This window comes from Neorhizobium populisoli (genome assembly GCF_019430945.1).
GTDB lineage: Bacteria > Pseudomonadota > Alphaproteobacteria > Rhizobiales > Rhizobiaceae > Neorhizobium > Neorhizobium populisoli.
Map to the genome: position 1 here is coordinate 305,139 of NZ_JAHYCB010000006.1, position 23,141 is coordinate 328,279.

General features: G+C 56.6%; 20 protein-coding genes and 1 tRNA gene. 4 read left to right on the top strand and 17 right to left on the bottom strand.

All coding sequences use genetic code 11. The features are described from left to right. Positions 1 to 118 precede the first annotated feature (118 nt). The 7 genes from KX729_RS18950 to KX729_RS18980 all read right to left on the bottom strand — a co-directional run bounded on the left by KX729_RS18950 (position 119) and on the right by KX729_RS18980 (position 6,621). Positions 119 to 907: a purine-nucleoside phosphorylase gene (locus tag KX729_RS18950; RefSeq protein ID WP_219744038.1), complete on the bottom strand. Its 789-nt coding sequence runs from the start codon at positions 905 to 907 to the stop codon at positions 119 to 121. Further along, positions 904 to 1,296, bottom strand: a complete 393-nt coding sequence (locus KX729_RS18955; protein WP_219744039.1) for a cytidine deaminase — start codon at positions 1,294 to 1,296, stop codon at positions 904 to 906. Before KX729_RS18955 ends, KX729_RS18950 begins: the two co-directional genes overlap by 4 nt. Positions 1,297 to 1,301: 5 nt before the next feature. After that, positions 1,302 to 2,273: an ABC transporter permease gene (locus KX729_RS18960; RefSeq protein ID WP_219744040.1), complete on the bottom strand. Its 972-nt coding sequence runs from the start codon at positions 2,271 to 2,273 to the stop codon at positions 1,302 to 1,304. A 4-nt stretch (positions 2,274 to 2,277) separates the two neighbouring features. Next, entirely contained in the window at positions 2,278 to 3,381 is a 1,104-nt protein-coding gene (locus KX729_RS18965; protein WP_219744041.1) for an ABC transporter permease, read from the bottom strand. 88 nt (positions 3,382 to 3,469) lie between these two features. Then, positions 3,470 to 4,993, bottom strand: coding sequence for an ABC transporter ATP-binding protein (locus KX729_RS18970; RefSeq protein WP_219744042.1), 1,524 nt, complete (start codon positions 4,991 to 4,993; stop codon positions 3,470 to 3,472). Positions 4,994 to 5,068: 75 nt separating this feature from the next. Further along, the gene (locus tag KX729_RS18975; protein WP_219744043.1) at positions 5,069 to 6,064 is read right to left on the bottom strand and encodes a BMP family lipoprotein; all 996 of its coding nucleotides are present in this window, start codon (positions 6,062 to 6,064) and stop codon (positions 5,069 to 5,071) included. A gap of 230 nt (positions 6,065 to 6,294) precedes the next feature. Beyond that, positions 6,295 to 6,621, bottom strand: a complete 327-nt coding sequence (locus KX729_RS18980; protein WP_219744044.1) for a hypothetical protein — start codon at positions 6,619 to 6,621, stop codon at positions 6,295 to 6,297. Between the two features lie 220 nt (positions 6,622 to 6,841). On the opposite strand from KX729_RS18980, the gene KX729_RS18985 reads away from it, so the two are divergent. Beyond that, positions 6,842 to 6,931 (top strand) — tRNA-Ser (locus KX729_RS18985). A 99-nt stretch (positions 6,932 to 7,030) separates the two neighbouring features. Here KX729_RS18985 and KX729_RS18990 read toward each other — a convergent pair. The 6 genes from KX729_RS18990 to KX729_RS19015 all read right to left on the bottom strand — a co-directional run bounded on the left by KX729_RS18990 (position 7,031) and on the right by KX729_RS19015 (position 15,295). After that, positions 7,031 to 7,432 carry a hypothetical protein gene (locus KX729_RS18990; protein ID WP_219744045.1) on the bottom strand — a complete coding sequence of 134 codons (402 nt, stop codon included), beginning with the start codon at positions 7,430 to 7,432 and terminating at the stop codon, positions 7,031 to 7,033. A gap of 120 nt (positions 7,433 to 7,552) precedes the next feature. Continuing rightward, complete coding sequence (locus KX729_RS18995) at positions 7,553 to 9,955, bottom strand: hypothetical protein (RefSeq protein ID WP_219744046.1); 2,403 nt, start codon at positions 9,953 to 9,955, stop codon at positions 7,553 to 7,555. A gap of 175 nt (positions 9,956 to 10,130) precedes the next feature. Further along, the gene (locus KX729_RS19000) at positions 10,131 to 12,839 is read right to left on the bottom strand and encodes a glycosyltransferase family 29 protein (protein ID WP_219744047.1); all 2,709 of its coding nucleotides are present in this window, start codon (positions 12,837 to 12,839) and stop codon (positions 10,131 to 10,133) included. A gap of 168 nt (positions 12,840 to 13,007) precedes the next feature. Further along, complete coding sequence (locus tag KX729_RS19005; protein WP_246617689.1) at positions 13,008 to 13,823, bottom strand: hypothetical protein; 816 nt, start codon at positions 13,821 to 13,823, stop codon at positions 13,008 to 13,010. Between the two features lie 29 nt (positions 13,824 to 13,852). Beyond that, positions 13,853 to 14,542: a glycosyltransferase family protein gene (locus KX729_RS19010; protein ID WP_219744048.1), complete on the bottom strand. Its 690-nt coding sequence runs from the start codon at positions 14,540 to 14,542 to the stop codon at positions 13,853 to 13,855. Between the two features lie 435 nt (positions 14,543 to 14,977). Beyond that, entirely contained in the window at positions 14,978 to 15,295 is a 318-nt protein-coding gene (locus KX729_RS19015) for a hypothetical protein (protein ID WP_219744049.1), read from the bottom strand. Between the two features lie 332 nt (positions 15,296 to 15,627). On the opposite strand from KX729_RS19015, the gene KX729_RS19020 reads away from it, so the two are divergent. Beyond that, positions 15,628 to 17,049, top strand: coding sequence for a phosphomannomutase (locus tag KX729_RS19020; protein ID WP_219744050.1), 1,422 nt, complete (start codon positions 15,628 to 15,630; stop codon positions 17,047 to 17,049). Positions 17,050 to 17,085: 36 nt separating this feature from the next. Then, on the top strand, positions 17,086 to 18,513 hold the full coding sequence (locus tag KX729_RS19025) for a mannose-1-phosphate guanylyltransferase/mannose-6-phosphate isomerase (RefSeq protein ID WP_219744051.1): 1,428 nt from the start codon (positions 17,086 to 17,088) through the stop codon (positions 18,511 to 18,513). A 27-nt stretch (positions 18,514 to 18,540) separates the two neighbouring features. Here the strand turns inward: KX729_RS19025 and KX729_RS19030 are convergent, their stop codons facing one another. The 3 genes from KX729_RS19030 to KX729_RS19040 all read right to left on the bottom strand — a co-directional run bounded on the left by KX729_RS19030 (position 18,541) and on the right by KX729_RS19040 (position 20,997). Next, on the bottom strand, positions 18,541 to 19,548 hold the full coding sequence (locus tag KX729_RS19030) for an NAD-dependent epimerase/dehydratase family protein (protein WP_219744052.1): 1,008 nt from the start codon (positions 19,546 to 19,548) through the stop codon (positions 18,541 to 18,543). A 103-nt stretch (positions 19,549 to 19,651) separates the two neighbouring features. After that, complete coding sequence (locus KX729_RS19035; RefSeq protein ID WP_219744053.1) at positions 19,652 to 20,047, bottom strand: response regulator; 396 nt, start codon at positions 20,045 to 20,047, stop codon at positions 19,652 to 19,654. Between the two features lie 92 nt (positions 20,048 to 20,139). Further along, the gene (locus tag KX729_RS19040; RefSeq protein WP_219744054.1) at positions 20,140 to 20,997 is read right to left on the bottom strand and encodes an alpha/beta fold hydrolase; all 858 of its coding nucleotides are present in this window, start codon (positions 20,995 to 20,997) and stop codon (positions 20,140 to 20,142) included. 277 nt (positions 20,998 to 21,274) lie between these two features. Here KX729_RS19040 and KX729_RS19045 point away from each other — a divergent pair, with 277 nt between their 5' ends. Next, complete coding sequence (locus KX729_RS19045; protein ID WP_219744055.1) at positions 21,275 to 21,673, top strand: DUF1236 domain-containing protein; 399 nt, start codon at positions 21,275 to 21,277, stop codon at positions 21,671 to 21,673. A gap of 57 nt (positions 21,674 to 21,730) precedes the next feature. Here the strand turns inward: KX729_RS19045 and pncB are convergent, their stop codons facing one another. Then, positions 21,731 to 23,035: a nicotinate phosphoribosyltransferase gene (gene pncB, locus KX729_RS19050; protein ID WP_219744056.1), complete on the bottom strand. Its 1,305-nt coding sequence runs from the start codon at positions 23,033 to 23,035 to the stop codon at positions 21,731 to 21,733. Between the last annotated feature and the right edge of the window lie 106 nt (positions 23,036 to 23,141).

Consider the following 23,141-nt stretch of genomic DNA (forward strand, 5'->3'; position numbering starts at 1 on the left):
TTGTGCCTCCCCGGCTTTGGATCGGGCCGTATATTTATCGTTCAAACGATTAGAAGCAACCCGGCCCGGTCGGCCGGATCGCCTCACGCAGCGTATCTGCCTGAAATCTCTCGTGTAATCAGGCCAACATTTCTTTGAGAATCGCCGCCAGACGCTGGCCGCCGATCGGCGCCATGTCCTTGGTCTCGTCATGGCTGAGCTCGGCACCGGTCATGCCGGCACCGAAATTGGTGATGACGGATGCCGCAGCCACCTTCAGCCCGTAATAACGCGCCAGGATGACTTCCGGCACCGTGGACATGCCGACGGCATCGGCACCGAGGATGCGCGCCATGCGGATTTCCGCTGGCGTCTCAAAACTTGGGCCGGAGAACCACATATAGACGCCGGAGAACAGCGGAATACCGGCGCGGATTGCGGCATTGCGCATGTCGAGCGCCATTTCCGCATCATAGGCGCTGGTCATGCCGACGAAACGGCGGTCGCCGCGCTCGCCGATCAGCGGGTTCATGCCGGAATAGTTGATATGGTCGGCGATCTGCATCACCGAGCCGGGCGGCATGTCTTCCCGAAGCGACCCTGCCGAATTGGTGAGGATCAGGTTCTGGACACCAAGACCGCGCATGACCTCGATCGGAAAGCGCATCGCGCTGGCATCGCCATGTTCGTAATAATGCGCCCGGCCGGAAAGCATGATGACCGGTTCTTCGCCGAGATAACCGGCAACCAGTTCGCCCGCATGGCCAGTAACGCCGCTGACCGGAAAGCCATCCAGCTCCGCATAGGAAACGCGGATCTGCCTGCTCACCTGATCGACCAGCGAACCGAGGCCGGAGCCGAGCACGATCGCATGGCGCGGCACCAGACCATCCAGTCGGTCGACGAGCAGGTCGATCACCTCTTTCATCCGATGACATCCGTCTCGAAGGCGTAGGGCAGAAGTTCGCCCATGGTAACGGTCTTCTGCACGCCGGCATCGTCGCAGAGATAGATGCGGGTGTCTTTTGAGGCGAATTCCGAAATCTTCTGACGGCAACCGCCGCAGGGCGTGCAGAGCGGCAGCTTTTCGGCGACGACGGCCAGTTCGAGGATTTTCTTGCCGCCGCCCATAATCATGGCGCCGATCGCCGTCGGTTCGGCGCACCACCCTTGAGGAAAGGAGAGGTTCTCGATATTGGCGCCGAGATAGACCTTGCCGTCATCGGCGCGGATCGCAGCCCCCACCGGGAACTTGGAATAGGGGGCGTAACACTTACCCATCGCCTCGCGGGCGGCTTCGAAAAGATCGTGGGACATATCGATCAACGTTCCTTGGTATAGGGCACGCCGCCGGCCTTGGGCGGGTGGGCGATGCCGATAAAGCCCGCAAGCAGCACGCAGGTGAGGATATAGGGCAGCGCCTGGAAGATCTGCACCGGCACTTCGCCGATCAGCGGCAATTCCTTGCCCTGCATGAAGTTGGCGAAGGCATCGAGGAAACCGAACAGAAGGCAGGCGAACATGACCGGCACCGGTTTCCACTTGGCGAAGATCAGCGCGGCAAGCGCGATATAACCCTTGCCGGCCGACATGTTGTTGATGAAGGCCGCCGACTGAGCAATCGCCAGATAGGTTCCGGCGAAACCGGCGAGGAAGCCGGTGACGATCAGCGCGCGGTAACGCAGCCAGGTAACCGAGATGCCGGCCGTATCCACCGCGCCCGGATTTTCACCGACGGCGCGAAGCCTGAGGCCAAAACGGGTGCGGTAGAGAACCCACCAGGAAATCGGCACCATCAGGAAGGCGATATAGGTGAGGATATTGTTGCCGGAGATGACGTTGGCATAAAGCGGGCCGATGATCGGCACGTCGCGCATCATGTCTGCGCCCGGCAGGGTGATGCCGGAGAAACGCCCGGATGCCGGTACCTGTCCGGTGCGGCCGCCCTGGTTAAACCAGGCCTGGCCGAGCACGATCGTCAGGCCTGCCGCCACGAAATTCAGCGCCACACCCGAGACGATCTGGTTGCCGCGATTGGTGATCGAGGCAAAGCCATGCACCATGGAGAACAGGATCGCAGTCAGGATGCCGGCACCGAGGCCCGCCCAGGCATTGCCGGTGTAATAGGCGACGCAGGCGGAGGCGAAGGCCGAAGCCAGCATCTTGCCTTCGAGACCGATGTCGAAAATGCCGGCGCGCTCGGAGAACAGACCGGCGAGCGCGGTGAACAGCAGCGGGATCGACAGGCGGATCGCCGAGCCGAGAATGCTGATGAAAATATCGAAATAATCCATGAGCCTATTTCCCGGTAATCTGCTGATAGGCACGAACGATGGCCGGCCGCAGCATGTATTCGAGCGCACCCGCGAACAGGATGACCATGCCCTGGATGACGACGATCATGTCACGCGTGATGGCCGGCATATCGAAGGAAAGCTCGGCGCCGCCCTGATAGAGAATGCCGAACAGCAATGCGGACAGCACGATGCCGGCGGGGTGGTTGCGGCCCATCAGCGACACCGCGATACCGACGAAACCGGCGCCGCCGACGAATTCGATCTGCAGGCGGGCAGAGGCGCCCATGACCGGGTTGAGCGCCATCATGCCGGCCAGGCCGCCGGAGATCAGCATGGTGATCATGACGATCTTCTTGTAGCTCATGCCGGCATAACCGGCGGCCGTCGGGCTGTGGCCGAGCGTACGCATCTCGTAACCCAGCTTGGTGCGCCAGATCAGCAGCCAGACGAGGTAACACATGACCAGCGCGATCAGGAACGAGAAGTTCAGCGGTGCGGCGCCCAGCTTGCCGCCGAACATGGAGATCAGCCAGTCCAGCTTCGGCATCTGGCCGCCTTCGAGGAAGGTGCGGCTTTCCGGCGCCATCGCTTTCGGCACGATCAGCACGCGCACCAGAAGATAGTTCATCAGCGAAGACACGATGAAATTGAACATGATCGTGGTGATGACGATGTGGCTGCCGCGATAGGCCTGCAGCCAGGCGGGAATGGCCGCGCAGGCTGCGCCGAACAGAGCAGCGCCGATCACCGCGAATGGCATCGTCACGTACCACGGCACATAATGATCGAGCGACAGCGCCACAAGCGCTGCCCCGAGCCCGCCGAGATAGGCCTGGCCTTCCGAACCGATATTGAACAGGCCGGCATGGATGGCGACCGCCACAGACAGGCCGGTGAAGATGAAGCTTGTCGTGTAAAACAGCGTAAAGCCAATGCCTTCACCGCGACCGAGCGCGCCGATGACCAGGTATTTCAGCGCCTCGAACGGGTTTTCGCCGATCAGCCAGACGACAAGGCCGGAAAAGAAAAAGGCAAGGATCAGGTTGATAAGCGGGATGACGCCGTAATTGATCCAGGCCGGAAGCGGAACGGATGCGGTGCTCATAGAGACCCCCTCACCGTTTTGACGGCATATGCCGTTGCAGCGGCCGCTTGGCGCATTGCTGGCTCCAGAATGTCAGATGTCTTATATGTCATGCGGCAATCCCGGCCATCATCAGGCCCAGCGTCTGCTCGCCGGCCTCGCCCGATTTCTCGCCGACGACCTTGCCGGCGAACATCACGAGGATACGGTCGGAAAGTGAGCGGATCTCGTCGAGCTCGACCGAGACCAGAAGCACGGCCTTGCCGGCATCGCGCATCTCGATGATGCGCTTGTGGATGAATTCGATCGCGCCGATATCCACGCCGCGGGTCGGCTGGCCGATGATCAGCACGGTCGGATCGCGCTCGATCTCACGTGCCACGACGATCTTCTGCTGGTTGCCGCCGGAAAAATTGGCGGTCTTCAGCCGTGGGTTCGGCGGACGGATATCGTATTTGGCGATCTGTTCTTCGGCGCTTTTGCGGATCCCATCGAGGTTCAGCATCGCCCCGCGGCCGTAACGCGCATCGCGGTGATAACCGAGGATCGAGTTTTCATATTCCTCGAATTTCAGCACCAGACCCATGTGATGACGGTCTTCGGGGATATGCGCCAGACCGAGCTCACGAAGGGCGGCCGGATCGGCTCCGGCAATCGGCTTGCCGTCGATGAGGATTTCGCCCGATGTCGGCTTGCGAATGCCGGCGATCGCTTCGAGAAGCTCCGACTGGCCGTTACCGGCAACGCCTGCAATACCGACGATCTCGCCGGCGCGCACATCGAAGGAAACGTCGTCGACCATGGTAACGCCGCGGCTGTCCTTGACCGTCAGGTTCTTGACCGACAGAAGCACCTTGCCCGGATTGGCCTCGCCCTTTTCGACGCGCAGCAGAACACGGCGGCCGACCATCAGCTCGGCAAGTTCTTCGACCGTCGTTTCGGAGGTCTTGCGGGTCGCCACCATTTCGCCGCGGCGCATGACCGACACCGTATCGGTGATCGCCATGATCTCGCGCAGCTTGTGGGTGATGAGAATGATCGTCTTGCCCTGGTCGCGCAGCACGCGAAGCACCTTGAACAGGTGGTCGGCTTCCGCCGGCGTCAGCACGCCCGTCGGCTCATCCAGGATCAGGATTTCGGCGCCGCGATACAGCGCCTTCAGAATTTCGACACGCTGCTGGTTGCCGACCGGCAGCTCTTCGATCACCGCATCGGGATCCACCTCGAGGCCGTAATCGTCTTCCAGCCGCTTCAGCTCCTTGCGGGCGCTGGCGACGCCTTTGCGCAGCAGCTGGCCGCCTTCGGCGCCAAGCATGACGTTTTCGAGCACGGTAAAGTTCTCGACCAGCATGAAATGCTGGTGAACCATGCCGATGCCGGATGAAATCGCCGTCTGGCTGTCGCGGATCGAAACCGGCTTGCCGGAAATGCGGATCTCGCCGTGATCGGCCTGATAGAAGCCGTAGAGGATCGACATCAGCGTCGACTTGCCGGCACCGTTCTCGCCGATAATGCCGTGGATCGAGCCCTTGGCGACGGTCAGGTTGATATTCTTGTTCGCGTGCACCGTGCCGAATGTCTTGTCGATGCCGACAAGCTCGATCGCGGGCTCATTTTGCGTGTCGAGGCTCAATTGTCCGCCCTTCCCGATATGCAAAAAGGGCGCATGGCGATCATTATGCCGCCATGCGCCCTTCGGATCAGTGCCTTACTTAGCCGGGCAGGCGTTGTCCGACATGTAGTCGTGTACCTTAACGGTACCGGCAATGATGTCAGCCTTGGCCTTGTCGACAGCGGTCTGCATGGCAGGCGTGATCAGCGACTTGTTATTGTCGTCGATCGCTGCGGCAACGCCGTCTTCCTTGACGCCAAGCATCTGGGTGCCGGCGGTGAACTTGTCGTTCTTCAGGTCGTTATAGGCATTGTAGACGGCGAGGTCGACGCGCTTGACCATCGAGGTCAGAACCGAACCCGGATGCAGGTGGTTCTGGTTGGAATCGACGCCGATCGACAGCTTCTTGTTGTCGGCGGCGGTTTGCAACACACCGAGCCCGGTGGCCCCGGCAGCCGCGTAGACGACGTCCGCGCCCTGGTCGATCTGGTTCTTGGTCAGCTCACCGCCGCGAACCGGATCGTTCCAGGCAGCCCCGGTCGTGCCGGTCATGTTCTGGAAGATTTGCGCGTCAGCCTTGGCAGCCTTGACGCCCTGGGCATAACCGCAGCCGAACTTGCGGATCAGCGGAATGTCCATGCCGCCGATAAAGCCGACCTTGCCGGTCTTCGACGCCATTCCGGCCATCAGGCCGACGAGGTAGGAGCCTTCTTCTTCTTTGTAGAGAACCGAGCGGACGTTCTTCAGGTCGACGACGGAATCGACGATGACGAACTTGGTGTCCGGATATTCCTTGGCGACCTTTTCCATGGCCGAGGTCCAGGCGAAGGACACGGCGACGACCGGGTTGAAGCCGCGGCTTGCGAAGTTACGGATCGCCTGCTCGCCCTGGGTGTCGTTGGTCGGCTCGAAATCACGGTAGTCGGTGCCGGTTTCCTTCTTGAAACGCTCGGCGCCGGCATAGGCAGCCTCGTTGAAGGATTTGTCGAACTTGCCGCCGGTGCCATAGACCAGCGCCGGCTTGACATCCGCGGCCATCGCAGTTGCCGACATTGCAGCCATGGCAATGACGCTCAAAAGGGTTTTTTTCATTGTGCAGCCCTGTTTTTCAGCTGTTTGATCCTCCCGCAAGCCCGTCCGAGGGGCATATCTGCGGCCACCGCCCCCATCCCGGTTATTTGGGTTCAAGGTCTGGCTCCGATCACTCTTGCACGTGTCCGCCGAAATTTCACGAGATTTTTTTCAACTGGTCAAAAACCGGCTGCCTGCCGAAAACTTCTGCAAAATTGCGGGAAACATGCCTAAAACGGCAGCGAAATCGACTAGGCGTGCAGCCCTCGGAGCTTGCGTGGGGTCTGATAGCCAGCCATCCAGAAGATCAGCGATATCGCCAGGAAAACCGCACAGGCGGGCTGGGCCAAGGCCGGGGCGATGAACGGCCGCCAGATATCCGGCCCCAGATAGGTATCAGCCCAGATCTCAGCCAGCGTCAGGCTTTCCGGGTCGAGATTAAGCCAGGCATTGCCGAGACTGGTCAAAGTTACGGCCGAGGCGGAAACCGACTGGATGGCATCCAAAGTACCGGCGACGATCGCCGCCAGCAGTGCCAGCGCGCTCAGCATGTGGAAGACGAAACCGACGATTCGCATAAATGACTACCATTTCCCACAATCCATCGCCCTAGAAATGCTGAAGGCGGCGCTTTTCATCAAAAATAGCCGCGGGATAAGCTTGTTACAACGCGGTCCGCAAGCTTTTATGGCGCATTGTCAAAAAACGTTCAGATTCGGGTTGATCCCAGGGAATTCATCGGTATATATCGCGGCCGTTCCAAGTTCTTGCTTCGCCATGCGGCGCAAGACATCTGAAGGACAGGTGGCCGAGTGGTTTAAGGCGCACGCCTGGAACGCGTGTGTACGTGAAAGCGTACCGTGGGTTCGAATCCCACCTTGTCCGCCATTTCCTCTATAGATAGACTATCCATAGACTTGAACTTGGTTTTCTGTGCGAAAGCGCTGTCGCGATCAGATCAGGTACTTTGGCCGATGAGCAGCAAACTCAATTGGGCGATGCATCCGGCAACAACCTGTTCATCAAATTGGCCAAGGCCCCGATCAGCAGCGCTAGTTGCGGAGTGGAAGCATAGACGACAGGGTCCGAGCCAATTTTCGCACTGGCAGCGCCGTTTTCCCAAGAAGCTCCGCCAGTCTCCCGTGGCGCGATCTGCCTGGCAAAGATGTAAGCCTGTTGCACACTGCCCGTGTAATTGGGCACTTCGCCATCATCCTTCGGCTTCGAAACCAGCCTTGCTATGCGCTCTTCCTCATTATCTTTCGCGCCATCTTTAAGTCGTGCAGACGTTCGCTTCCACACCAAAATCTTCGCGATCTTTTTATCCAGATCGCGGTCTTGGCCTTCCAGCTTCTTAAGTTTCTCTATTATATCTTCTATTGCATTCATTCTTCTTCCATCCAGATCATGCGTTTCACATCGACAATATAAGTAAAGCAAAAAAGACGGCGACAAGAATCGTCTATTTGGTAACCATCGCCATTGCAACAAACACTACCATAACTTTTGTCATACCTCATTTGCGGGTACAGCAGCTTTCAAAGCGTTCAACTCCGACCGCAATTCTTTCAAATCTGACCACAGCTTCTGAACCACTGATACCAAATGGACGGTATAGCGTTCGTATTGCACACCATCCGGGATCGGTTCCTCGAAACTAACAAATTCTGATTCAACACGAGTTTGATAATAACCCATTTTCGAAGCCAGGAGCGGGTCATCCTTCTCGCTAAAGGGAACCCAGCGTCCCTCATCGATTTCGATACGAAGCGTTTTCGCCTCATCCTCGTCGTCATACCTTGCCGGCCAGCTCCAAATCGGCTCGTCCTGACCGTTGAGAACGATATCGATGAAGCGGTGGCGGATGATTTTGCCCGTCCTCCAATGAACCATTCTTGGATCGATCTCAGCAATTTCGTTGGCGATAAACCCCCAAAACGAGTGTTTGGAATTATCTCCATCGGCATTGGAGCGATACCACGCGGGTCTGCTACCTAGAACAATTTTCTTCGACAAGCTGAAATCGGCGGGCTCTATGTCGATCTTGTATTGCTCACCCGATGTGGAGAGCCGGACACGACCTGTAGCCGCATCATAATTCAAGTTTGCAGCATTCGCGGTCGTCCGAATAATAGGCAGCCTGACGTCGGCGCCATCAAAGGTGATGAAGTCTACAGCGTCGCGTTTCAGTGCAACTGTGCCCAAGCCCCAGTTCATCGCATAGGCCGTTCCCCATTCGATGGCGTTGAGCGCAAGATAACCCCATGTATCTACAGCGCCTTCCGTAACGCGCTGCAGACCGATTCTGCCATCTTTGCGCCAGGATCGAAGTGTGAGTCCATTGGCGCCAAATTCCCCATCAGAAAGGAAATCCATGGTATTATTGATATTGGGACCCTTGAATTCGATGCGCTTGCCTTGTTCACCTCGGGGAACCCAATTGCGAGGACGAACATCACCATTATGATCCGGGGCATTCGCAGAAATATTACAAAAGAACTCACCGTCGAACCTCAGCATATCGCCGCGATTTAACGTTGTCTTCTCGCTGGTTCGAATCCGGCCGCGTTTCCTGTCGTTGGGAACTGCCGCCGCACCAGTCTTTCCATCCTGATAATTGTACCATGCGATCGATGTTTCGGCGAACTCACGGCCATCGACAACATCGAGGTTCGACCAGTAGCCGATGTCAAACACCCATATACAAGCGCAATCGAAGCGGCAGCTTTCGAACGACAGGCCTTGGGCGCCTCCAAGGCGTGGAAGACGATAATTCAGACCGATCAATGCGCCGTCAGTTTCTCGATAAGAAAGAGTTTCTGCCGATGAGTCATTGTAAAACTCACAAGCTCGCAGCTTTGAATCTGAAATTCCGTTGCCTGCGTAAGCTTCGTTAGGGCCACTTTCTACCTGAAAGGCTGTGGCTCCCTCAAATCTACAAAAGTCGAAGAGATTATTTGTCAGACCGTAATCGTATAGTATCGCGTATTCTTTGCTAAACCACTCGGGAAGGTGGCGCAAATTCATCAAACGAGGATTATTTCGGCCCCAGGTCGCATCCATGCGGCATGCAGCCTTTCGCCAGGCCCCACGAATATCCAGCCCAAGATAACGCCCCCGCGAGACTCCACATATGAGAACTCCGATGTCCCAGGAATTTTCGTCGCGCGTCGTCTGTAGAGTTATGTCGGATATTCCTCCATTTTCTCCAAGTTCCGCAATCAGGGGACGTAACAATTCATCGGCGCCATCACCGCTCTCGTCCGTCCACAGACGAGGTTTGCCTGGTCCTGCGGTGTGAAATACGGTCCCCGTATTGGGATGATCAATACCCGCAGTTTTGTCGCCATACTCACGAAGAACACTATGGCGACCTACGCCTTGAATACGCACGGACATCGGACGATAGATGGTATCGTCGACAAAGAAAAACCCCGCGGCGTGGACAACGCCACCGCCTTTTGAATATTTAAAATCAATCGCATTTTGGATGGCTTCGCGATTGATGGATGCGTCAGAAGGCAAAATCGACCCGCGCGCTCCGAACATGCGAATGTCCAGATCAGGCGCATTCGAATACGCCCACCATCCTCCGTCCGCAGTTTGTTTGTGCCAGGGTTTTGCCAAGCGCGGGGCGGATTGAAGCCTATAAAGCTTGAAAGTAGGACAGTCATCTTCAGCGTAGAAGCCGCAGAGCTGAACAGACCGAGTGGCATCAGGAATGAACGATGCCACGAATTGGCTCATCGTACCAAACGACAACACGCCTAGAATGAGCGCTGGAATAGTATTTGCGCTATCAGCCAGGACCCTGTCGCCCTCTGCCGGCAAGGTCCGCATCGGCTCCTTGGGAAAGGCCGCGGCGCCGCTAACGGCAAGGAGAAAATCTCGCCTTGGGACTTCGTTGCTCATTTTGCCGCCTCAAGTCCCAGCCTCGCCGCAATATCAGCGGAATTAAGCAACCAAAGCCGTGTTTGCCGCCCAAGGCAAGACCGCTGCGTAAGCCTATGCCTTGGGGGCTATGCTTCCTGCCAGATTTAATCACCGCTCAATCGAAAAAGGGCTACCGAAGGTCCTCTATCCACCGTCACTGATCTGAGGGAAACACCGTCGTTTCCGCCACTTCAGCGCGGCTAACCAGGCGAACGCGGGGATCAACGGCAAGCACCTGTTCGAAAACATAGTTTCGCTCACCCTGCGGATCATGCGGCCACTTTCCACCAGCCTGCAATACGTTGGGTGTCGTGCGAGCGATATGCCCAGACGCAAAGAAATCGAAGCCATAGATTTCGAGCGACTTCAGCTTTGTCTGGGTAAGGTAGTGAATCCAGATCAACCCAGAAGTAGGCTCCAGCTCCAATGACCTGCTCAGATTTTCGAATATAGCTGGTCGAAGGCTCAAAACCTTGTTCTTCAACAAAAGCTTCCAGGACAAGTGCTCATAAGCGGGATGGCATGCAACCTTGTCACAGGGAAATACCGATGCGTATGTCAGTTGACGGTTTTTGTCGCTGGTGGAGCATGACCAAAAATCCGTTTTTCGACCCGTCGCGGCTATGCCGGTTACCTTTAGAGCAACGTCATCCGGGGTGTCGGGATGAAGCAGAGTGAGGACTTCACGCCCCGTCGACTTTTCATCTGTAAACTTACTATAAATCCACTTCTCGGGCACGTCGTCCATTGCGGTACCCGACCTGACGGTCAGCGGATAACCAAGATTCATTCGGATTACGATATCGTGTCCGTCAATTCGCGAACCGAAATTGGTGCGCAAAAGAGATGATGCATTCCCGACGAGTGCGACGCTCTTGCCATCGAAGATGCTGTCGTCGATATCCTTCAAAAGAAAAGACTTCAGCTTCGCGTTCACGCCATTGGTGTTGGACTTTCGAAAGCGGTGCCAATTGCGCTTTATTGTTCGATCCCATCGCCTTAAAACATGCGATATATTGGCACGAAGACGAAGCCAGCTTTGTTTTGCCGGGATTTTAACCAGCTTGGCGCCGCGCACCATTGCTTCTTCATCGCAAAGCAAGCTGGCAAATATTGGATTAGCTCCGAAAGCTACGTTACCAACACGATTATCTTCGACATTCAAAGTCGGTTCATTGACCTTCATACCAACCGCGAAGACATACCAGGATATGAACTTTCGGTACCTTTCTTCGCGCGCGGCAGCGTCTTCCTGCATAAGAGAGGCAAACATTTCATCGATATTATGGGGGTCTACCTTGGCGACCGCCAAATCGTAAACCGCTCGTCCAAAGGACAAAAGCGGCTTGCCATAGATCATCGCTTCAAAACCCACACCACTGTTGATTACCGCAACAGCAGATGCAGCTTCCAGGACGTCATGAATATGACCTCGACTATCAAATATCGCATAAGGAGAGGAAAACGTCTCTCTCATGCCTTCATAAAAGCCGGTTTCGTCATAGGGATGCTTTCGGAAAAGCACTTTCACCTTTGATCGATTGGCAAAATCCGCCAACGTTTTGACGAATTCAGGCAGAGTGATATCCGCATGATAGATCAGCGCATCATCGCCAGGAACTTGCAGCGGAACCAGAACGTCGAATTCCGGCAAAGCCCCGTTGGCAAGGTTATTCTGAGGAGCTTTTGTCGTGCGTGATGTTTTTACGTCCGCTACAAAACGGGTAAGCCGGTCATCAACCACGTGGTTGTTGAATGCGTTATTATCGTAGGCATCAGAGGCAGCCCCCCACCCATTCGTATCAACCGTGAAAAGACTAGGCAGCAATTCCTGCATATAATAACGCGCTTTAGGATGATCTATCTGCTTTCTCATTAGATGAGGCAGGTAAATCACGTCTGCATTATTATAATTTTCGAGCTCTCTTTCAGTAATTTCCCATTGGGGTAAAGCGACAATGCGGGCGTTGTACCCTTTCTGCCAAGCCAGCTCTGCCAACAGCCGGCCCATAAACCGCCAGTAAATGCGGCCTTTTCGGGATAGACGCGCAACGCGCATCTTGAACTGGTTGTTCTTGAGACTGGCTTTTGTTCCGAGATCTTGCTTCGGGTACAATACAATATGCGTAACCGGCGCTTCGAATCGAAGACGAAGTGCCTCGATTTCCTGCTTGATGCCACTTCCCAAGTCACGGAAAGCAATATCCGATACAATGTAGGAGTTCACGTCGTCTTTAGTGTCACAATATTTTTCCGGCAACTGAGCGACGCGCAAAAAGTCCTTGCACCGAACCAAGGCAGCATAAATAGCTTCACGTTCATCGCGCTCAATTACAGAACTTGAATCCAGGTTCTGAAGATATCCCGTAACTTCCTTCAGGAAGCTGTAAGCAGCATGGCTTGAAGACAACCACAGCGAACCGATTCCCACCCGTTCTGCAGTATTTTCTGTTTCAAGTTTTAATAGAACTGCACAATCACATTTCTGCAGTTCTGCCGGCAAAAGCGAAAGATCTTTTCGGACAAGAGAATCAACCTTCAACAGAAGTGAAGGTAATTTTGTCATCTCCAGAATCATTTCCACATGACGGTATCGATCAACGTCGCGTGCCGGCACATTGTGGTCGATCTGGGCCTCGTAGAGCGCGACACTCAACAAAGAATGACCAAGCCTCGACAGGCTGCGCCTCGCCTCGGCATCCGCGTCCGTGATCAGCACGATCACGCGCGTATCCGGCGAGTTTATCTCAATCGACTGGATGAGCGCTTCACCAGATCGCTGGAATTCGGAACCGGAGCAAACCACCAGAATTTGCCAGAAATGCCAGTCGTTTCGCTCTTTGCTCAACTTTAAAATTTTCATGGGAATGGAGGTTCCGTATTAAGCCGACGCCGTAATTGAGCTGATGCATCGCCATGACACATCAAGGCGTCCCGATCTACCTATTGAATGATAAGACCGGTGCGCAACCCGCGGGCGAAACTTTGACGCAGGCAAACGCCAACCGTAGTATCCCAGACAGTTCGCCAATTACCGCCACCAAGATTCTTTCCGCTTGGTGTAAAGATCGCTTGCTCGACTTTTGCCATCCACCTTTCTGTCGCCCTTAAGGTGGTCCAAATACCCCCCAAGCACACTGTTAATAAAAATGTGCCCGGATGCCATGCTTGATCCCAAATACTTAAAGCTCGCCTCTCTATTTCGCTCCATATCCTTGACGATTTGCCAAAAAACAAAGCTATCGTGGCTCTCTTTCATTTCCAAGAAGCGGCCAGACAGGTATATATCCTCGAATTCCGCCGCAAATTTATCTATCGCGGGATGACGTAGGTTATATCCAACCCATCCGCACTCAGGATAACTTTTGCGGTTCAGATAAGCCGCAAGCTGATCTCCTCTGGGAGCCAGATTGTCGATGATCTTTTTGGGAAACTGCGTGTGAGTTACCGTATCGGCATCCAGCCAGATAAGCTGATCGGATACCCCTTTCACGCGCTCGATTGCTTCGGTAACCGCGAAAACCTTGTTCGCGAACCTGATGGCATCCCATCGAAAGTTATTCGTTTCGCCGCTTCCCTTTGGATCGGCTCCGTTAGCATACGGATTATCTCCATAAAGCTCACGAAACTTATGGAGCCGCGGCACACTTTCAGTTTGATTTATGACGGTCAGGCGCGGATCACGAATGTCTACATCGACGCCCTCCGCATATACCAGCAGGGAAACATCACTCGGCCAGTATTTCAGGAAAGACTCGATACACCGCCGACCATACACGTCGTAACCCTTTTTGTGAAAAGTGGTCACGACGGTATGTTTAAGGGGCGGCGTTGTCGAATAACGCAACAGAAGCCCCTTAAGCGAGACTATTATACTCACTTCTGAGCCACATAAGTGGTCTCGGTCAGCAGCGCATTCCACTCATCGGAGTAGTCGCAATCCGCATAGTCCTTGAAATAAGGACCACCTTCCGTGTAGTGAACGATCGCCGCATCGGGATCATAGTCGTACACGCCGACAAGATGGTTCCACTTCAACGGCAAGCCACCAATAAGATCGTCACTTTCCAGCCACTTGAATTGATGCAGTTCCAGACCGGTGCGGGTGGAAACATATTCAGGCGTCAATGTAGCGCAGCGCTCGTTGTTGAAGAGCATCACACTGGACCAGTTTTTCTTTTCATACTTGGTCTGGACCTGGCCGAGGAACTTTACATCCTCTTTCGGCTGATAGTCGTGCTTGCACACCATGACCGAATATTGTTCGTCTCTCAATGCCCACAGTTCCGCGATATCGCGCCGAGCGATCATGTCGCAATCCATGAACATCGACCACCCTTCATAGTTTGACAGGTAGGGGGCCAGAAAACGACTAAACGAAAATTCGGTGGATTGAAGGCTGTTGCGTTCCCGAGTGAAAATGCTCGAAACGTTATCAAGGGCAATCGGAGTGATCGCGAGAGGCAAGCTTGAATGCTTGATCAAGCTTTGCGCCAGCACATGGTATGCCGCCACTTCCTTCGAATCGTAGCCTATGAAAACGTTGACAGTGTTTTGATTTTTCACAACTGAGCCTTTCGAAAAGAGCCATTTCTCTTGGGATGGTTTGCACAATATGAGCGGCGACCAATGAGGTCAATGTCTTTGAGCAACGCAAAAATCATAACGGGTATGATTCCCGTCATCTCAGTCAAACCGGCCAGTCACGCCTTCTCCTGTGCGATCTTCTTCCGGCTTTAGAATTTTTTCTCAGCAATTGATCAACATGTCGATTATTGAACGCGGCCTTCTCTTTATATCAATTCTAAAAAGATGCTTCGCCATACCTAAAAAGGTTCAAATCATCTTTGCTGGATGATCATGATCTTTCCATAACCACTTTAGGGAATAATGCGATCGCGGCGTCCCTTGCGAAGCCTATCTCTCCAAGACATGCCCGATCTCGGCTTACTGCAGCGCCGAGCATGCCCGTCGCCGGCTTACAAGCTTCGGTCCGGAGGACTAACGGTCCATAGTCAAACTCACCTGCCGCCACTGGCTTGTCTGCGGATCGAGTGCGACGACCACTTCAAAATCTGACCTGTCCACGCCACTGCCCTTGTCGATATCGACATAGCCAGTCATGGCGAACCGGCAATCACCAACCCAGCGGAAGTCCTGTCGCGAAACGTCGATGACACCCGGACGCTGTTCCAGCAGTTCCTCGGACTTGAGATAAGCGAGATTTCCCGGGCACACCCCGTCTCCGATACGCTCGCCGAACAGCATGAGCGCAGCAAGGCAGCCGAGCGGGGCAACAAAGGCGATCGTCTTCAGCATTCCGTCTCTCCCATCAAGCCTCATTGGCAGAAATGCAGCGCCGTTGACCTGCCCGACATAAAAGCTTCAGGCTTGCGATATAGAGGCCAAGAGGCATGTGTACAGATTTAATCTTCGATACGCACCAAGGACAAGGCGGCTTTCCGCTCGCCGCTCGTTAGCTAGAATGAGGATTTTGAGCCGTCGATATCCGAAAAGCTGGGAGATTTCCGGGCATCGTGCTTTACCCGGCACAGCAAATCGATCGAATTAACGGTGTCGCCGATTTCGGCTTTATCTTTGCCGCAAATACAGTAGGACGATTTCGGCATGAACTTCTTCGCAGGTGCACCATGAAATTCGGAACAAGCGGGCTTCGGGGACTAGTAACCGACCTCCAGGGACGTGTATCCGCACTTTATACGCAAGCCTTTGCGCAGCATTTGATCGAAGTCGGCACTGTTCGACATGGCGGAACGGTTCTCGTGGCGCGCGACTTCCGCTCTTCGAGCCCTGACATTGCCGCGACCTGCATCGGCGCGCTGAAGCGATCCGGTTTGGAGCCAATCGATTGCGGCGCGATACCGACGCCGGCTTTGGCGCTCTATGGCCTGAGATTGAAGGCGCCGGCGCTGATGATCACCGGTTCGCATATTCCCGACGACCGCAACGGCATCAAGTTCTACCGCCCTGACGGTGAAATCGACAAGCAGGACGAAGCGGGTATCACCGCGATCGCCGCGGAACTGGGCAAGGGCGATATCGATTTCACGCCTGATACGGCACCAGACCAATCGGCTGAGGCAGCCGCTCTTTTCCTCGAACGTAATGCGCACCTCCTGCCGGCCGGTGCCTTGGCGGGGCTTCGAGTAGGCGTCTATCAGCACTCGACCGTCGCCCGCGATCTGGCTGTCCAGATTTTGGAGCATTATGGCGCAGAAGTCGTGGCGCTCGGCCGCTCCTCCCATTTCATTCCCGTCGATACCGAAGCGGTTTCGGCCGAGACGATCGACCTTTTGAAAGGCTGGACGAAACAGCATTCGCTGGATGCGATCGTTTCCGCCGACGGCGACGGCGACCGGCCACTCGTTGCGGACGAAACGGGCGAACCGCTGCGTGGCGATCTCCTCGGCCTGATTGCCGCCCGCTTCCTGAAGGCCGCTGTCGTGGTGACGCCGGTCACATCCAATTCGGGCATCGAAGCTGCAGGCAGCTTCGAGGTGAGCCGCACCAAGGTCGGCTCGCCCTTCGTGATCGCCGCAATGGATGACGCGCTGCGCTCCGGCAAGGCCGGTGTCATGGGTTTTGAAGCGAATGGAGGATTGCTGACGGGGTCCGCATTCGGGATCAATGGCGGCGTGCTTGATCCGCTTCCGACCCGCGACAGCTTCCTTCCCATGCTGGCGGTGCTTTCGCTTTCCGCGGAACAGAAGAAACCGCTGTCGCTGATCGCTGCCGCTTTCGGCCTGCCATTCGCCGCCGCCGACAGGCTCGAGCATTTCCCTGTCGAAACGAGTGCTGCGCTGATGGCGCATCTGCGCTCTTCCCAGGATAATCTCGCGGCCTTTCTCGCCCCGATCGGCCGGATTGCCAACAAGAGCGACATAGACGGTCTGCGGGTGACATTGGCAGACGGACGCATCGTGCATTTTCGTCCGTCCGGAAACGCCCCTGAAATGCGCTGCTATGTCGAAGCCAGCAACGAGGACGAAGCCAAGGCGCTGCTGGGCGAAGGCCTCGGGCTGGTCCGCGCATGGGCTGCGCAAGCTCGTTGAGCCATGCCAAAAGAACGAACCGGAGACCTTATTCGAATGACAAGCAAGATCATCCCCGTCATCATGGCAGGCGGCAAGGGAACGCGCCTGTGGCCGCTTTCCCGTTCCAGCGCACCAAAGCAGTTCATCCAGTTCGTCGGCGAGCAAACGCTTTTTCAGTCGACGCTTAAGCGTGTTGATGACGCCGCACTCTACGAAGCCCCGATCGTCATCACCAACGAGGACTTCCGGTTCCTCGTCGCCGAACAGGCGCGCGAGCTCGGCATCAAGCTTTCCGGTATTCTGCTGGAGCCGATCGCTCGCAATACCGCGCCGGCCGTTGCTGCCGCTGCAGCTTTCGTCGCGCAACGGTTCGGCGACGACGCTCTTCTCCACGTGCTCGCCTCCGACCACGATATCGTTGCCGATGCCACATATTTCGATACGGTCCGTACGGCGAAAAAAACGGCACTGTCCGGCAAGCTCGTGACTTTCGGGATTACCCCAACCGAGCCGGCCACCGGCTACGGCTACATCGAGATCGGCGAGAAGCTTGCGTCCGGCGCCCATGCCGTCAAGCGTTTCGTTGAAAAACCGGCTCTACCGGAAGCAGAAAAGATGCTTGCGGCAGGTGGATTTGCCTGGAATTCCGGGACTTTCCTGTTCCGCGCCTCGCAAGTGCTCGAGGAGATGAGCACCTATGCGCCCGAAGTGGAAAAAGCTGCCCGCGCTGCACTGTCGAAAGCATCGAGCGATCTCGATTTCACCCGCCTCGACGCCGAAGCCTTCGGCGCCAGCCCGGATATCTCGGTAGACTACGCGATCATGGAAAAGACGGCCAATGCGGCGGTCGTTCCCTCGTCCTTCACGTGGTCGGATCTCGGAAGCTGGGATGCGGTGTGGAAGCTTGGCACCCGCGACGAGGAAGGCAATGTCGCGACCGGCAAGGCGACGCTGATCAACACGAAGAATTCTCTCGTCATGTCGCGCACCAGCCATCTTGCGGTGCAGGGGCTCGACGGCGTGGCCGTCATCGCCAGCGAAGACGCGGTCTATGTCGGCCGCCTGGAGGACAGCCAGGATGTCGGCAAGCTGGTCAAGCATCTCGCCGCCGCCAAGGCGACTGCGGGCCTCACCGAAACCCACCCGACATCCTACCGCCCCTGGGGCGGGTACACATCGGTCCTCAATGGCGACCGCTTCCAGGTGAAGCGCCTGTTCGTGACGCCGGGCAAGAAGCTTTCGCTGCAGAAGCATCACCATCGCTCGGAACACTGGATTTGCGTCAAGGGCACGGCGGAAGTGACAATCGGCGAGGTGACGAAGGTCGTCCGCGAAAACGAGTCCGTCTATATTCCGCAGGGCGAAGTGCACCGCCTCGCCAATCCGGGCAAGATCATGCTGGAAATGATCGAAGTGCAGACCGGCTCCTATCTCGGCGAAGACGACATCATCCGCATCGTCGACGAGTTCGGCCGCGGCTAAACGCGACCGGGGGCTATCGGCACGGGATCAGTCGATTTCGTGCCGGTGGTCGAGATACCATTGAACGAAGGCTTTGACGCCCTCGTCCAGCCCGGTCTCCGGCTTGCGGCCGGTGAGTGCGACAAGCAGATCAGGGCTGGCAAAGGTGCGCGGCACGTCGCCCTTCTGCATCGGCAGCATCTTGCGCTTGGCGGGTTTTCCCATGATGCGCTCGATCGTTTCGACAAAATTCATCAGTCCTGCCGGCTGGCCGCCGCCGATGTTCACGACGCGGAACGGGCCCTGCGCGGAGAGCGTATCGATATCCGGCACGCGGTTGTCTTCGCCTGGGAATATCGCCGACAGATCGACGATCGAATCCACCAGATCATCGATATAGGTGAAATCACGGCTCATCTTGCCTTCGCCGTAGATCTCGATTTCCTGGTCCTCGATCATCGCCTTGACGAATTTGAAGAGCGCCATGTCCGGCCGGCCCCAGGGACCATAGACCGTGAAGAAGCGAAAGGCGGTGACCGGCAGCTTGTAGAGATGCGCATAGGAATGCGCCATCAGCTCCATGCTCTTCTTGGTCGCCGCATAGAAGGTCATCGGCTCGTCGGTCTTGTCGATCTCGCGGAAGGGCACTTGCGGGTTTGCGCCGTAGACCGAAGAGGTGGACGCCAGCATCAGGTGGCCGACGCCATGGGCACGGGCGGTCTCCAGCACGTTCCACGAGCCAACGAGGTTGGAATCGAGATAGGCCTTCGGGTTTTCGAGGCTGTAGCGCACACCGGCCTGGGCGGCGAGATGGATCATCACGTCCGGCTTGAATTCGGCGACGGATGTCTCCAGAAGCGGCTTGTCTTCCAGCATGCCGATGACGGGCTTGAAGGACGGAAACTGGGCGAGCCCCGCATTGCGCGCTTCTTTCAGGCGAAGGCTGTAATAGGGCGTCATGCCATCGAAGCCCATCACCTCATGGCCATTTTCCAGGAGGCGCCGCGCCAGATGGAAGCCGATGAAACCTGCCGTGCCGCTGATGAAATACCGCATCTGCCAATCCGCCGTCGTTGCCGGCGTCATCCGCCGGTGCGGATGGCCTTAACGTGTCATCTGTCGGTTGGACAGCGTTTTCCGAGAAGCGGCGAGCATATTTTCAGTGAAAGAGCCGCAATCTCGCGGGTGGCGTACCGGTGCGGCCGTTCTTGCGATCGACAGCGAACTGGATGAGATCCATCGACGCCTGATCCGTCAGCGGCTTGGCCATCACTCCGACGACGCCGGACACGCCAGTTGCCACAAGGCCGGGATTGCCGGTGATCATGATCACCACGATGCCGTATTCGGCAAGCGCCTTGGCGATTTCCGGGCCGGTTTCGCCGTCCGCGAGCCGCACGTCGACGAAAGCGATATCCGTCTCGCGCGTATAGTTCAGTGCAACCGTCATGTCGGGAGCGATGCCCACCACTTCATGGCCGCTGCGATGAACCGCCTCCTCGATGTCCATGGCCACCAGAAGACTGTCTTCGACGATCAGGAAACGATATTCCAAATTGGATTCCTCCCGTGCTTCAGGAGGCAAATAGATTCAGATCGGCACTTGGCAAGTGCGAGGATCGCCCGCCGGCGTTTTTTTGGTGCAACTCAGGCGAAAGAGGCCGCACGGGGCGAGAGCTTCCGTCGGTTATCCAGAACAGTATCGACGAACTGTTCGAGAACCGCGTTGAACGGCTCCGGCTTTTCGCGAAACGCCGCATGTCCTGCACCTTCGATCTGCACGACCGGGCGCTGGTGCGCGAGGTTTTCGAAGCCGGCGAGATAGTTGTGACGGATGAACGGATCTTCGGCACCATGCACGATGAAGACCGGCACGTCTGCATCGAGCACCGCCCGGCGCTGGTTATAGCCGTCGCCGCGCATGAGGCTATGGGAGAAGATCGAGCGGAACTGGCCGTCAGCCCTGGCAAGGGCATTGCGGATATCCGGCGTGGCACTATGGCCGAAACAATTGATTTCGAAGCGTTCGATATCGCGCTCTGACCATTGCGGCTTGGAGGCCAGCATCAGGTCGAAAGAAGCGTGAAACCCGCGCAGCAGGCCGATGAGGCCGGGCGCGACCGGCGGCGTGCCGGCGATCAGCAGGCCTTCGACAAAGCTGGCACGGGCAAGCATTTCGATCGCGACATTGCCCCCAAGCGACCAGCCGAATACCGCAAGGCTTCCGATGCCGATCTTTTCGAGCACTTCCTCGATCGTGTCGGCAAGACCTGGAAGGGTATAAGCGACCTCCGGATCATGCGCATCATCGGATTCGCCGTGTCCCGGCAGGTCCAGCGCGAGAATACGGGTCTTTTCCAGAAGCCGCGGCCGGCACTGGCGTTCGAAAACTTTCCGGGAGGAGGAGGAGCCGTGCAGGAGAAGCAGCGGCAGGCCGGAGCCCTCGGTATCGCTGACACGGATCCGTCCGTGCCGGGTATTGATATTGCGTTCGGTCGCCTTCACATGCCACCCCTTTGCCGCCCTGTTATCGGCTTTTTGTTGGGGCAAGCCTGCGCTCGCTTTGCCAAGAATCCCTTAAATCAGGGGCCTGCGCGGCTGTCGTCGCGAAACAGCATGAATGGAGCGTTAGTGCCGACGGCGACCGCACACGGCACAATCTTGTAGAGGCAATGGCCTCTCCCAACGTTTCATAGGCTTACGGAACGTGACTACGAAACAGGAACTCTCTCTGCGTTTGAAAAGTTATCTGGCCGGAAGTTCAAAACAACGGAGAAGACCCATGAAAAAGATCATTCTCGCTTCCTGCGCCATTCTTGCAGCGTCCTTTGCCGGCCAAGCCATGGCGCAGCAGAGCACCGTCAACGGTGCGGCCGGCGGCGCCGTGACTGGCGCAATTGTCGGCGGTCCTGTCGGCGCTGCAGTGGGCGGTGTCGTCGGTGCGGTTGCCGGTACGGCGATCGATCCGCCGCCGCGCGAAGTCGTTACCTATGTTCAGGACCAGCCCGCTCCGACCACCGCCGTGACTGTCGAACAACCGATCGTGGTCGGCAAGGCAGTTCCGCAGGGTGTCGTCGTGACGCCGGTCCCGAGCAATCCGCGCTACGCCTATACGGTGGTGAACAATCAGCGCGTGATTGTCGATCCGCAGACCCACACCGTCGTACAGGTCATTCAGTAACCGAGATCATCGATCCTCGAAAAAGGCCCCGCCTCCTTCCAGCGGGGTCTTTTTTGTTCAGACCACCACCGCCTGATCGACGCGGTCCTCCTGGCCGAAGAACCGCAGGTAACGCTCGACTTCGGCCGGTTCGCCGGTCGCTTTCTGCGGATTATCGGAGAGTTTGACCGCCGGGCGGCCGTTGGCCTCACTGACCTTGCAAACGATCGAGATCGGCATCAGGCCCGCAATTTCAAGCGGCGCGCAACCGGCAAAATCGTTAGTGAGATTGGTGCCCCAGCCGAAGCTCATACGCACGCGACCTTCGAAATGCTTATAGGTGTCGATGATTGCCTCGACATCCAGTCCGTCGGAGAAGATCAGGAGCTTGCTCTTCGGGTCGCGACCCATCTTCTGCCACCAATTTATGATCTTCTCGCCTCCTTCGATCGGCGGGGCGCTGTCAGGACGGAAACCCGTCCAGTCGGCCACCCAATCCGGCGCGTCGCGCAGGAAGGCCGCTGTGCCGAACGCATCCGGCAGAACGATCAGCAGGTTTCCGCCATAAAGCCGGTTCCAGTCCTTCAGAACCTGATAAGGCGCGGCACGCAGCTGTTCATCGGTATTGGCTAGAGCTGCAGCGACCATCGGCAGTTCATGGGCGTTGGTGCCGACCGCTTCCAGATCGGAATCCATGGCGAGCAAAACGTTGCTGGTGCCGGTAAAAGCCGGACCGATACCTTCTTTCAAGGCCTCGACGCACCAGCGCTGCCAGAGGAACGAGTGGCGACGGCGGGTGCCGAAATCGGAAATTCTGAGACCTGGCAGCGTGCGCAGCCGCTCGACCTTTTCCCACATCTTGGCCTTGGCGCGGGCATAAAGAACATCGAGCGTGAAGAAGCCGAGCGAGCGCATTGCGGAACGCGAGCGCAATTCGTTGATGATGGCGAGTGCGGGAATTTCCCACATCGTCGTATCGACCCACTTTCCATGGAAAGTCAGCTCATACTGGCCGTTGTGCTTGGAAAGTTCGTATTCCGGCAGCTTGTAGGTGGAGAGCCAGTTCAGGAACTCCGGCTCGAAGATCTGCTTGCGGCCATAGAACGTGTTACCCGTCAGCCAGATCATCTCTTTTTTCGAAAGGCCAACGGTACGGGCATGATCGAGCTGTTCGCGCAATTCGCCCTCGTCGATCTCATCGGCGAGTCTGACCTTCGTCGTGCGATTGATCAGCGAGAAGGTGACATCCACATCCGGGTAAAGCTTCCAGATCATCTGGAGCATCAGCAGCTTGTAGAAATCCGTATCGATGAGGCTGCGGATAATCGGATCCAGCTTCCAGGTGTGGTTATAAACCCTGGTCGCAATATCGGTCTTCGTCATGCCTGCCCTTGCCCCGGCCCCGTTCGGAACCAGCCTTCCGCCGACTGAGAAACGTCCGGAGGCAATCTTACGCAACCTCCGGCCAGTCTTATCGAAAAAAATCAGG